The sequence below is a fragment of the Trichormus sp. NMC-1 genome, assembly GCF_001858025.1.
In the GTDB taxonomy this organism is placed as follows: Bacteria; Cyanobacteriota; Cyanobacteriia; order Cyanobacteriales; family Nostocaceae; genus Anabaena.
Genome location: NZ_LZQD01000003.1, coordinates 354740 through 367140, shown reverse-complemented (window position 1 = coordinate 367140; position 12401 = coordinate 354740). Strand labels below are relative to the sequence as shown.

At 41.4% G+C, this 12401-nt stretch carries 12 protein-coding genes and 1 pseudogene; 10 read left to right on the top strand and 3 right to left on the bottom strand.

Annotated features, from left to right (window positions below; genetic code table 11):
* Positions 1 to 40: 40 nt before the first annotated feature.
* The 3 genes from A9Y75_RS27600 (at position 41) to A9Y75_RS12935 (ending at position 1151) form a co-directional block, all read left to right on the top strand.
* Positions 41 to 292 (top strand): hypothetical protein, encoded by a 252-nt coding sequence (locus A9Y75_RS27600; RefSeq protein ID WP_143046417.1) that lies wholly within the window; start codon positions 41 to 43, stop codon positions 290 to 292.
* 195 nt (positions 293 to 487) lie between these two features.
* A complete protein-coding gene (locus A9Y75_RS28470; protein ID WP_071189966.1) occupies positions 488 to 736 on the top strand; it encodes a hypothetical protein in 249 nt (82 codons plus the stop codon).
* Complete coding sequence (locus A9Y75_RS12935; RefSeq protein WP_071189965.1) at positions 702 to 1151, top strand: Spy/CpxP family protein refolding chaperone; 450 nt, start codon at positions 702 to 704, stop codon at positions 1149 to 1151. The genes A9Y75_RS28470 and A9Y75_RS12935 overlap by 35 nt, the downstream gene beginning before the upstream one ends.
* 317 nt (positions 1152 to 1468) lie before the next feature.
* On the opposite strand, the gene A9Y75_RS12930 is transcribed toward A9Y75_RS12935, so the two are convergent.
* Positions 1469 to 2464, bottom strand: coding sequence for an iron ABC transporter permease (locus tag A9Y75_RS12930; protein ID WP_071189964.1), 996 nt, complete (start codon positions 2462 to 2464; stop codon positions 1469 to 1471).
* Between the two features lie 232 nt (positions 2465 to 2696).
* Here A9Y75_RS12930 and A9Y75_RS12925 point away from each other — a divergent pair, with 232 nt between their 5' ends.
* The 5 genes from A9Y75_RS12925 (at position 2697) to A9Y75_RS12905 (ending at position 8589) form a co-directional block, all read left to right on the top strand.
* Positions 2697 to 3410, top strand: coding sequence for a 2Fe-2S iron-sulfur cluster-binding protein (locus tag A9Y75_RS12925; protein ID WP_071189963.1), 714 nt, complete (start codon positions 2697 to 2699; stop codon positions 3408 to 3410).
* The gene (locus A9Y75_RS12920) at positions 3407 to 4402 is read left to right on the top strand and encodes a xanthine dehydrogenase family protein subunit M (RefSeq protein ID WP_071189962.1); all 996 of its coding nucleotides are present in this window, start codon (positions 3407 to 3409) and stop codon (positions 4400 to 4402) included. The genes A9Y75_RS12925 and A9Y75_RS12920 overlap by 4 nt, the downstream gene beginning before the upstream one ends.
* Positions 4399 to 6516, top strand: coding sequence for a xanthine dehydrogenase family protein molybdopterin-binding subunit (locus A9Y75_RS12915; protein ID WP_071189961.1), 2118 nt, complete (start codon positions 4399 to 4401; stop codon positions 6514 to 6516). Before A9Y75_RS12920 ends, A9Y75_RS12915 begins: the two co-directional genes overlap by 4 nt.
* A 307-nt stretch (positions 6517 to 6823) precedes the next feature.
* Positions 6824 to 8002, top strand: a complete 1179-nt coding sequence (locus tag A9Y75_RS12910) for an XdhC/CoxI family protein (RefSeq protein WP_071189960.1) — start codon at positions 6824 to 6826, stop codon at positions 8000 to 8002.
* Positions 7999 to 8589, top strand: a complete 591-nt coding sequence (locus tag A9Y75_RS12905; RefSeq protein ID WP_071189959.1) for a nucleotidyltransferase family protein — start codon at positions 7999 to 8001, stop codon at positions 8587 to 8589. The genes A9Y75_RS12910 and A9Y75_RS12905 overlap by 4 nt, the downstream gene beginning before the upstream one ends.
* A gap of 403 nt (positions 8590 to 8992) precedes the next feature.
* Here A9Y75_RS12905 and A9Y75_RS26460 read toward each other — a convergent pair.
* Positions 8993 to 9430, bottom strand: a pseudogene (locus A9Y75_RS26460) (NAD(P)-binding protein); the annotation flags it as partial.
* Positions 9431 to 9465: 35 nt separating this feature from the next.
* Here A9Y75_RS26460 and A9Y75_RS12900 point away from each other — a divergent pair.
* Positions 9466 to 10269 (top strand): ABC transporter ATP-binding protein, encoded by an 804-nt coding sequence (locus A9Y75_RS12900; protein ID WP_071189958.1) that lies wholly within the window; start codon positions 9466 to 9468, stop codon positions 10267 to 10269.
* Positions 10270 to 10377: 108 nt separating this feature from the next.
* A complete protein-coding gene (locus tag A9Y75_RS12895) occupies positions 10378 to 11853 on the top strand; it encodes an MlaD family protein (protein WP_071189957.1) in 1476 nt (491 codons plus the stop codon).
* 71 nt (positions 11854 to 11924) lie between these two features.
* Here A9Y75_RS12895 and A9Y75_RS12890 read toward each other — a convergent pair whose 3' ends face one another.
* Positions 11925 to 12221, bottom strand: coding sequence for a DUF3288 family protein (locus A9Y75_RS12890; RefSeq protein ID WP_071189956.1), 297 nt, complete (start codon positions 12219 to 12221; stop codon positions 11925 to 11927).
* Between the last annotated feature and the right edge of the window lie 180 nt (positions 12222 to 12401).

Here is a 12401-nt window from a genome sequence, read left to right as displayed (position 1 = left end):
AGCAACCCTAAAACTAATTTCATTCTCAAGAAAACTGACTATGAATTTACACAAATATCTTATCTTGCTTGGTACACTTGGTTTAATCACACTAAGTAGTGTAGGTATATCTCCAGCATTAGCTGACAATCCAAACAATTATAGAAATAATCGGCAAGAAATTCGTCACAGACGAGACGATAATCAGAGACGAGACGATAATCACAGACGAGACGATAACCACAGACGAGACGATAACCACAGACGAGACGATAACCACAGACAAGAAACTCGTCGAGAACGTCGATATTAAAGTAGACTATCCTGGCAAATATTTTTACTAATTATTGTTATTACCATCTCACATCGACTTTATTTAAGTAGATCGAGATGGTACTTTTTTAAAGTTGTTAAAAGCAGCTATATTTTTTGAAGCTTACCCCAAAATAACTGATATAAAAATAGTATGCCTCGATTAGATTGAGATGTATTTATGGAGTATCAATTCATGAACTATAAACGGATGTTGAGTATTTTTGCTATACCTGCTGCGGTTTTAGCTATCGCTATTCTGACTACAGGATGTCAATTAACTTCTCCTAATCGTAATCGAGCTTCTTTTCCCATTGATTCTACGGAAAATAGCACAAATGATAACTCATTTGAAGATGGTACAAATGATAACTCATCTGAAGATGGTACAAATAATCGCTCATCTGAAAATGGCAGAAATAATCGCTCATCCCAAAGAAAATAATCGCTGCAGAAATAATCGCTCATCTGAAAATGGCAGAAATAATCGCTCATCTGAAAATGGCAGAAATAATCGCTCATCCCAAAGAGATATAAATCAATATCCAGAAGAAATGTCAGAACTGAACTTAACTGACAATCAACAAGCCAAAATAAGACGAATTAGAACGCAAAATGAAGCGAAAGTAGTTGCACTCCTATCTTCTGAACAGCAAGAGGAATTTGAATCTGCTGATAATAGTAGTGATAAATTGTCAATGAGTAGACTGCGATCGCTAAATCTGTCAGCAAATCAAAAAAAGGCAGTTAATAGAATTATACGCAATCAACGAAAACAAATTCAAGCAGTTTTGAATACAGAACAGCGAGAAATGATGAAACAATGGCGTATGTCTCCCAGAGAAAATTCATCTTACTAATAGTTACATCAGATTGACTGTGTAATTATCTGGGCTTAATTGCTGATTAAAGAATCTCTGCGTCCGTCCTAATTATAAGTATTAAAATAATTCGTAATTCATAATTCATAATTCATAATTAGGGCTTGCTGATAGCGCAGCGTGGCGTAAGCCATATAAATGTAAAACCTAGATAGCTCAAGGGATTCAGGGCTAAAAAAGTTAAGTTGGTGCAAGGAATAGACATTTTACCCATCCAAAACTTATCACTTTTCCGCCAAAGCAACTATTCAAAAGCTGCTTCTAATTCTTCCTCCTGACTCCTGACTCCTGAATTCTTAAATATCACCAGAACGACGATAAAGCAACCAAATAAACAACGGTGAACCCAACAAAGCAGTTACAGAACCGACAGGAAGTTCTACTGCACCTAGTCGAGAAAGTAAATCTGCAAACATCAATAACCATGCACCCGCTAAAGCTGAAAGTGGTAAAACAAAACGGTGATCTGTTCCCACAATTAAACGTACACCGTGAGGAACAACCAACCCCACAAAACCGATTAAACCACCGATACTAACAGCACCTGCGGCTAATAAAGTAGCAATACCACCAATTAATAAACGCGATCGCATTAACGAAACCCCCAACCCTACAGTCAAATCATCACCCAAAGCCAAGACATTGAGCGATCGCGCCAACAAACATCCGCACAATAAAGCCACAATAATATAAGGACTAGCTGTAGAAATTTCTGTCCAACCCCGACCATTTAAACTACCCACTAACCAACTTAGCGCAATTTGTACCTGTCCATCTTCCGCCATTAATAACAATGTACTTTGTACAGAACCGAACAAAGCACTAACAGCAACTCCTCCTAAAATCAATCTTTCCACAGAAATTCCCCCACCTGCACGACCGAGGAAAATAACTATAGCCGAGGTCAAAATTGCCCCCAACCAAGCTGCTAAAGGAATCGCTATGGGGAAAACTTGCAAAACAATCATAATAATGACAATTAGTCCTGCACCAGCAGAAATTCCCAATATAAAAGGGTCAGCCAAACTATTACGTAACATTCCTTGCAAAAGTGCGCCCGACATTCCCAAAGCCGCACCCACAATTAACGCCGCAACAATACGAGGTAGCCGTAAATCCCAAAGAATAGTTTGCTTAATGGGGTCGCCTTGGCGTAGAATTGCTTGGTAAAATTCCGATAAATTCAAAGGAACCGCACCTTGAGAAAGGGAAACTAATAACGTTATTACCAAGGCGCTAACTAGAAGTAAAATTGCCCAAAGTAGGCGATGTTTTGTGAAAATTGTCTGCATTTGTTATTTGCAGTCAGTAGTAAGACTGAATAAAATAAAAGGTTTTACATTTATATGGCTTACGCTACGCTATCAGCAAGCCCTACTTAGAGGGTGTAACAGACAAGAAATTGAGAAATTGGTTTTTGTTGAGGATGAAAAAAGATGAGAATCATGATTTAAATCTCTCCCATTTGCGAACAGCACATTTAAACCTGCTATATCATTAATAATAACGTTATTAATACCAATTATGGAACAATATAACCAGAAACCAGGGAAAACATCCCGACGTGGGTTTCTAGAACAGGCACTCACTACAGCCGGAGCAGCTATTACTGTTCCTTCATTGCTCAATCAAAGAAGTGTAGCCAAAGAAACTAATTCAGGAGGCAAAGGTGAGATGAATATGACACTGAATGTCAATGGTGAGCAACGCGCCCTAACTGTTGAGCCGCGTGTTACCCTCCTTGATGCCCTGCGGGAACGCTTGGGATTAGTGGGAAGTAAAAAAGGCTGTGATCATGGACAGTGTGGCGCTTGTACCGTACTTATTGATGGACAACGAGTTTATTCTTGTCTTTCCTTGGCAGTCATGCAGGAAGGAAAAAAAATTGTCACCATTGAAGGACTAGCAACAGGGAATACTCTCCACCCTATACAAGCTGCCTTTATTGACAACGATGGGTTTCAGTGTGGTTACTGCACACCGGGGCAAATTTGCGCCTCTGTAGCTTTACTGGAGGAAGTTAAACGCGGTTGTACTAGTGCTGTTACTTCAGATTTGAATAATCCTCCCCAGTTAGCTCAACTCTCAGAAGCGGAAATCAAAGAGCGATTGAGTGGGAATCTCTGTCGGTGTAGTGCTTACAATGGGATTGTCGCCGCAGTCCAACAGGCCATTGGTCAAAAACCCCCTTCCCCCATGGCAAATGTGATGGTTTCTGAAGGAATACAAGCATCATGAATAATTTCACCTATATTCGCGCCACTTCAGTCAAAGATGCCGTCAACCGAGCGGTAGCCGATGATAATGCCATGTTTATTGGTGGGGGAACAAATTTAGTCGATCGCCTGAAAGCCTTTTTAGACGAGCCATCACAACTGATTGATATCTCTCGGTTGCAGATGCAAAGCATTGAAAAAATGGCTAATGGTAGTTTGCGAATCGGGGCATTGGTGACAAATACGGCTTTAGCTGATCATGCCGATATCCGCCGCAATTACCCTATATTAACTAGAGCGATTCTCTCCGGTGCATCTCAACAAATTCGCAATATGGCCACAGTCGGGGGAAATCTCTTACAAAAAACTCGTTGCCCCTACTATTACGATACTGCTTTTCTTTGTAACAAAAGAGTGCCTGGAAGTGGTTGTGCAGCCGCAACAGGGATTAATCGAATGCACGCTATTTTAGGTGCTAGTGATCAATGTGTGGCAGTTCATCCCTCGGATATGTGTGTGGCGCTGGCAGCTTTAGATGCTGTGGTAGAAGTAGAAGGTTCTCAGGGTAAACGGCAAATCCCCTTTGTAGATTTCCACCGTCTCCCAGAAAATACGCCCCAGCGAGATAGTAATTTAACACCAGGTGAATTAATTAGCGCCGTAATTTTACCACCTGTATCCTTTGCCAAATCGGGAGTTTATCTAAAACTGCGCGATCGCACTTCTTACTCTTTTGCTTTAATATCAGTAGCAGCGGCTTTAGAATTGGCTGGGGAAAAAATTACAGATGTCCGCTTGGCTCTAGGTGGAGTCGCACATAAACCTTGGCGAGCCACAGCCGCAGAAAAGTTTTTAATAGGTAAATCGGCAGATATCACCACATTTACACAAGCCGCAGATATCGCGTTACAAGGAGCAAAACCCTTGGCTGATAACGGTTATAAAATTGAACTCACAAAACGGGCAATTCGTCGCGCCCTCAAGGTTTCGGCTCAAGGAGGAGGCATCGCATGAATAATACAATAATTGGGACTGGCATTAACCGCAAAGATGGACAAGCAAAGGTAACAGGTACAGCAACCTACGCAGCCGAACATCAAATACCCAATTTAATACATGGTTATCTCGTAACTGCTAGTATCGCCAATGGGAAAATTAAAAGTATCAATACCCAAGCCGCAGAAAAAGCACCAGGGGTAATTACCGTTTTCACCCATAAAAATGCCCCGAAAATTTTTAAGCCCACCAACAACTTTGTCAACTCCAAAATCTACGAAGCACGGCTACCATTAGCAGATGACACAATTCATTATGCTGGGCAGATTATTGGCTTAGTAGTAGCAGATACCTTTGAACAAGCAAGAGACGCAGCCCATTTAGTTCAAGTAGAATACACCACCCAAAAACCCATTTTAGACCCCAAGCAAGCGACCTTTAAAAATGCTCCTTCCATGTTTGGGGAAGAAATGAAATTTGAAAAAGGGGACTTTGCCGATAGCATGGCAGGTGCAGCAGTAAAGATTACAGCTACCTACAAAACAGCCACAGAACTGCACGCCCCAATGGAACCTCATGCCATTATTGCTCACTGGCAAAATCCCGATTCCCTCACTGTCTATGAAGCAACTCAGTGGGTAGCTGGTAGTCAGAACACATACTCAGAACTTTTTGGACTCACACCGGAGCGAGTGCGGATTGTTACGCCATTTTTAGGGGGAGGATTTGGTTCTAAAGCTTTTCCCTGGCCTCATGGAATTCTTTGTGCAGCAGCGGCTCGGAAACTCCAGCGCCCTCTGAAAGTAGTTCTCAGCCGCCGACAAATGACAGCCAATTCTGGACACCGTTCGGCAACTGAGCAAACAGTTCGTTTAGCTGCAAATACTGATGGTAGTTTGCAGGGAATTGAACATACTGCTAAATCCTATACTTCCCCAGTTGATGTTTTTACTGAACCCTGTACAAATATCACCGCAGTCATGTATGCTGCCCCAAATCTGCGCCTCCAGCAAGAACTAGCAGTCATGAATATCGGTACACCCACATTTATGCGTGCGCCTGGAGAAAATCCTGGTTTATATGCCCTAGAGTCAGCAATGGACGAATTGGCCTGGGAGTTGGGAATAGATCCCATAGAACTACGGTTAAAAAACGAAACTAAGGAAAATACCCGGCGTGGTTTACCTTTCTCGGCTAAACATTTTGCCGAATGTCTGCGGGTGGGTGCAGAACAATTTGGTTGGCAAGAAAGACCGAAAAAACCTCGTTCTCTGACTCGTGACGGTAAATTAATTGGTTGGGGAATGGCTAGTTGCACTTTTCCCGGTTTACGAGGTGCAGCTTCCGTGAAAATCAGGCTTTTAGCAGATGGTACGGCTCATGTTCTCACCAGTGGAAATGATATGGGTACGGGTGCATATACTATTGTTGCCAGTACAGCAGCCGCAGGTTTAGGGCTACCTGTGGAAAAGGTGCGGGTGGAATTGGGTGATTCTCTATTCCCTAACGGTAGTATGGCTGGTGGTTCGCAAATGACTGCAACTTTAATTCCTGCGGTCATGGTAGCTTGTGAGGAAGTTCTCAAAACTGCCCAAGCCAAAACTGCCGAGGAGGCTTTTGCAAGTCTGCGTCAATCTCAACGGGCGGCTTTTGAAGCAACAGGCTCTTCTGCTCCTAGTCAAGAGGGTAGTAAATGGGCTTTTCAGTCCTGGGGCGCACATTTTTGCGAAATCAGTCTCGATGAGGAAATCGGGCGCTTACAGGTGACGCGGTGGGTATCTGTGATGAATATTGGTAAGGTGATGAACGCTAAAACCGCAGCTTCTCAAATTCGGGGGGCTGTAATTATGGGGATTGGGCAAGCTTTGATGGAGGAGTGCCATTTTGATCCCAATATCGGTTATCCCGTGGTTTATGATTTGGCTACTTACCATTACCCAACTCATGCAGATATTCCCCGGATTCAAGTCTCTTTTGTGGGTGAACCGGATTTGAATTTTAATCCTGCGGGGGTTCGTGGTGTAGGGGAAATTGGGATTACAGGTGTTGCACCAGCGATCGCTAATGCCATCTATCATGCTACAGGTAAACGCATTCGGGAGTTACCAATTACGCCCGATAAGTTAATTTAGCGGTGTTTTTGCGTCTGTGTGGGAAATCTTCTTTTTTCTCACGCAGAGGCTCAGAGGCTCAGATAGAGTTTAGACTTGACAAGACTTAAAAGGTATTGTATGATTATGTTATGAGTGGGAAAGTGTGCGCCCATATATATAACGGGTTTTTGGTTATCAAGATTATTTTGTCAGAATCAGGATGTCCAGGATTTAAAGATGTTCAGGATGGGTAATTGGTAATTGCCAAAATGCCCTAAAAAAGCTTCAAGCTCAACCTTGATATAGGATAGGACTTAGTGAATTCTGTTTAAACTTGATATTAAATATGAAAGAGTTAAATACTATTCTGGCAGTATTTGCAGAAAGTCAACACACTAATGAACCAGTCTTTCTCGCAACGGTTGTTAATGTTCAAGGCTCTACCTATCGTCAACCAGGGGCGCGGATGCTGATCACGTCATCAGGTAAAATGGTGGGAACGATCAGCGGTGGTTGTCTGGAAAATGATGTATTAGAGCATACTCGTGTCTCAATACCAGATGGACAAGCAATTGTTGTTACTTATGACACCACTGCTGATGAAGATATTGTCTGGGGGTTTGGTCTGGGTTGTAATGGTGTGGTAGAAGTTCTGATTGAAAGTCTTAATAAAGATGATCCACGTAATCCCTTAGCTTTTATTAATAAGTGTTTTTCTCATCACCAACAAGGCATTATTGCCACGGTTTTTGCTGTGGAGGGTACAGTAAATGTACAAGTGGGAGCGCGTTTAATCCTCAACTTAGATAATAATATAAGTACTAATATTGCTGAATCTAGTTTAACTAAAGTCTTAATTAAAGACGCGCAGACTGCGTTAAAAAATCAACTTTCAAGTTTTCATAAATATCAACTTTTATCAGGTAAAATTAGTGTTTTTATCGAGTTTATTCAGCCTCCTCCACACCTGATTATTTTTGGTGCAGGTCGTGATGCTGTACCAGTAACAGAGTTTGCCAAAGCTTTAGGTTGGCAAGTGACTATTGTTGATTGTCGAGCCTCAGAGGCTACTCAGGAGCGTTTTCTCATAGCTGATGAGGTCATTCTTACCCGTCGAGAAATTCTCCATCAACAGATATGTGTAAATGAACATACTATTGCTGTGGTAATGACACATAATTATCTCGATGATTTAGAAATTCTTAAAGTGCTACTACCATCTCCAGCATTATATTTAGGTTGTTTGGGATCGAAACAGCGCACTGCAAGATTAATGATGGATTTACAGAAAGAGAGTGGAGAATATACCCCACAAGAATTACAAAAGTTATCCGCTCCTGTGGGTATGGATATTGGTGCAGATACACCAGAAGCAATAGCATTATCTATCATGGCAGAAATTCAAGCCTTACTCACAAATCGTCATGGTGGTTTTTTAAAAGACTGCACTGAACCAATTCACCCCCGAAATCAGGTGCAGGAAATTAAAATTGAGCAATCAGAACCAATTTTCATGGAACAATGACTGAATCAAATATTGCAATGATTATTCTGGCAGCTGGGGCATCAACCCGCATGGGTAAACCGAAACAACTTTTACTTTATCGAGGACAGAGCTTAATTAAGCATACAATTGAAAATGCGATTGCTTCGGTGTGTAAACCTATAGTAGTAGTGTTAGGAGCAAATGCTGAAAATATCCGTTCTGAAATTAGCGAACCTGCTATTAGAATAGTTGAAAATCCAGATTGGTCTTTGGGAATGAGTTCCTCAATTCGTCGAGGAATTTTATCAATTATAACTGATTATAAAAATATAGATGCAGTAGTTATTACTGTTTGTGATCAGCCGTTTGTTTCTTATGAAATTATCAATCATCTAGCCTCAACATACAATTCTACAAAGAAACCTATCATTGCTTGTGAATACGCAGATACATTAGGTGTACCTGTTTTATTTAGTCAGATTTTTTTCTCAAAATTAGCAATTTTGAGTGAGGATGTAGGCGCAAAAAAATTAATTAAAACCCACTATCACGAAGTTTTTAGTATTCCCTTTCCTTTGGGTGCAATTGATATTGATACACCTCACGATTACCAACAAATTGAGTAACTGCCTCAATACCTTCGCCAAAATCCTGCAACCCAACAAAAGTCCGTCAACTCAACCTATAGCAGGAGTCAGGAGTCAGGAGTAAAACCCTCTTGTAGTGGGAGTTTCATTATCAATTGATGTCCTAACCACCCTGTCCACGGCTATACCTGATTTAATGTTTTTAGGTAAGAATTCAGGATGGAGAATACTTACGTTTTTAGCTTAACAATACCTTAGCCAAAAAAGAGTATGGAGAGAGGTTGTAGCAATATTAACTTCCCAGTTGATCCTTACTGCTAAGGTGGGAGACGTTGCTGAATAAGGAGATGATTGAGGCTGACACGGAGACGCGGTGACGCGGTGACGCGGTGATTATATATTGATGCAGATTCTCAAATCATCCCGCAATTATGCAATGCCAGGTGGGAATACCTTTCATTGCGTCGTAAAGCCCTAGCAGACGTTGTTCAAACTGCTGAAATTCTTTAGTACCTTGAGGCGTGATTTTTTTAAACTCCTGACGGTAAAGTTCCCCATTGCTATAAACTGCAAAAGTACCTTCAGGAAAGTGATAATGTCCTAAAGGATCATAAGGTATAACTTGGAGAGATTCACCAAGAACATCCAGAACTTGTTTAAGGGTATTTAAACTCTGGGAGTCCGTAAGACCACAATAAAAGGAGGGAAGGGATCAGAATCAAACTCAAAGCCTCGTCTTTTAAAGCTGTCGGCTGCACCACTGGAAATGCAATGACTTTCACAGAGAATGACCCATTTTCCATAACGAGCCAATAATCCAGCCGCATATAAGCCACCGATAGATACCGCTACCAATCACTAAAATATCAGTATCTTGCACAGTTGTCAAAAAATATTACCAATTATCAATCACCCATGACAAATGACAAATTACCAATAAATAAAGCATTAATTCAACTAAAAGGAATTTCTAAATCTTTTGGGACAAATAAGGTTTTAGATAATGTCGATTTGACAATTGAGAGAGGGGAAGCACTAGCCATTATTGGACCGTCAGGAACTGGGAAATCGACAATTTTAAGAATAATTGCCGGGTTATTACAACCCGATGAGGGAGAAATTTATATCCAAGGAGTACAGCGAGATGGGCTGATTGAAGATGGTGCAGAGTCTGTGGGAATTGGCATGGTATTTCAACAAGCCGCCTTATTTGACTCATTGACAGTGGAAGAAAACGTCGGATTTTCATTGTACCAAAATTCCAAATTAGAGCGATCGCACATTCGCCAACTAGTAAATGAAAAATTAGAGATGGTGGGTTTACCAGGAATCGGTCATCTTTACCCAGCAGAACTTTCTGGAGGAATGCGAAAACGGGTAAGTTTTGCCCGTGCAATTATGTCTAATCCCCATAATCCCGCAGATAGTCCAGAAGTTTTATTGTACGATGAACCCACAGCCGGACTTGATCCCATCGCCTCCACGGTAATTGAGGATTTAATCCGCAATTTGCAACGTACACAAGGTATCTGTAGTACTTATGCCATTGTTACCCACCAAGAAAGTACCATTCGGCGCACAGCTGACAAATTAGTATTTCTTTATCAAGGTAAAGTGCAATGGCAAGGTAAAGTGAGTGAAATAGATCACACTGACCATCCTTTGATCAGACAATTTATGAGTGGGAGTATACATGGACCAATTCAGATAGCAGGTTAATACAATCTGGGATTTTAGATTTTAGATTTGGTATTGTGAAATATTATTCTTAGCTTTTCAGAGTTCCATTTGTCGCCAATCAGGACTAGTTTTTCAGGGGAGGGAAAAATGCAGAATCTAATTAACAGCTTCACATCTAGACGAACATTAAGAGAAGGCTCAGTGGGATTGTTACTTCTACTGGGTTTAGGTGCATTTGGGATAATTTTGCTGTGGTTGAATCGAATCACCCCTGGACGCAGTTCTTATAAAGCTGTAGTCGAATTTGTTAACGCTGGAGGAATGCAAAAAGGCGCACCAGTTCGTTATCGTGGTGTAAAAGTGGGTAGTATTTCCAATATTAAAACGGGAGTAAATGCCGTTGCAGTGGAAATTGAAATTACTGATCCTAACTTACTAATTCCATACAACTCATCGATTGAGGCAAATCAGAGCGGATTAATTAGCGAAAGTATTATTGATATCACACCAAAAGCCAGCTTACCTACTGAAACAGTTATTTCTAAACCTCTAGAAAAAGATTGTAATGCCAGCCTGATTATTTGCAATGGCGCTACTAACTTAAAAGGTCAAATTGGTATCAGCGTCGATGAATTGATTCGCCAATCATCTGATTTTGCGGCTCAATACGGTGACGAGAAATTTTTTAACAACGTTAATCGACTTTTAGTCACCTCTGCTGATGCTGCTACTAGTGTTGCTAATCTGAGTCGAGAACTCCAAACGGTCAGCAAAAGCTTTAAAGGACAAATAGGCACATTTTCTAGCACTGCTGCTACAGTACAACAGGCAACAAATCAACTGACGGCAACTAGCGCAAAAACTGCAAATCAATTAGGTGTCACAGCCAGCGACTTTAGTGTAACAGCAAAACAAGCCGGTCGTTTGCTGAATAACTTAGATGACTTATTGACAACAAATCGTTCTTCCTTGGTTGGTGCTTTAAATAATATTACCCAAACCAGTAATCAATTACGTCAGACAGTTACTAGTCTATCCCCTGCGGTTAATCGTCTCACAGAAGGGGAATTATTGAAAAATTTAGAACTTTTGTCTGCTAACGCCGCCGAAGCTTCAGCTAATTTAAAAGATGCTTCCAAAAATTTAAATGATCCTAAAAATATTGTTCTTTTGCAACAAACCCTAGACTCAGCCAGGGTGACATTTGAAAATACACAAAAAATTACATCTGATTTAGATGAATTAACGGGAGATCCCAAATTCCGGCAAAATCTTCTGCAACTTGTCAATGGTCTCAGTAAATTGGTTTCTTCTACACAAGATATGCAGCAACAAGCAAAAGTAGCTGTCACCTTAGACTCTATTAGAACATCATTGAATCAACCAGAAGTTGCAACCCCCATACCAACCCTAAAAGCATTTGTAGCTAAACCCAAATTTGTAACTCCCACCCCAACCCCGAAAGCATTTGTAGAACCACCCGACGAAGTTGTCACTCCCACCCCAACTCCGAAAGCATTTGTAGAACCACCCGACGAAGTTGTCACTCCCACACCAACCCCCCAGGAAAGGGAGCAGGGAGCAGGGGAGACCGTGGGACACGGAGAGGGGGAGACGCGGTGACGCGGAGAGGGGGAGACGCGGGGATTGGGTATTGGTTGTTTCTCCAATGACCAATGACCAATGACCAATGACTAATTCCAATCTTGCTCTTCTTTTTTGCCGCGACTTTTATAAATTCCGCCCACTTCGTGTAGCTGGCGGGTTTTTTCCAACAGTTCAGCTTCCGTTAAACCCCAGCGTTGCAAAACTTTATCTAGGTCTTTTTGGATGTCCCGTGCGCCCGGAAAGCCTTGATAGCGAATTTTCAGCCTAGCCAATTCGGCCAAATTGTAGTCCGTTGCCTCTTGAGAGAGTAAAATATCAATAAAGGGGCGATCCCGATTGTATAAGGGATGTTGTTGATCTTTGTTTCCTGAAGATTCTGTCATAATTCTTACAACTGTTAGGATTTAGGAGTCATCAAGATCAAAGGTTTCAGATTCTCCCAATTGCGCCTTGATTGGTGAGTGACGGCAACCACACCCTAGCTAATACGGCTCTCACCACTGCCATTCAATCTTAAATAAAGATACATTATCTTTAAGAAAATACAAGAAACTTTACATGAG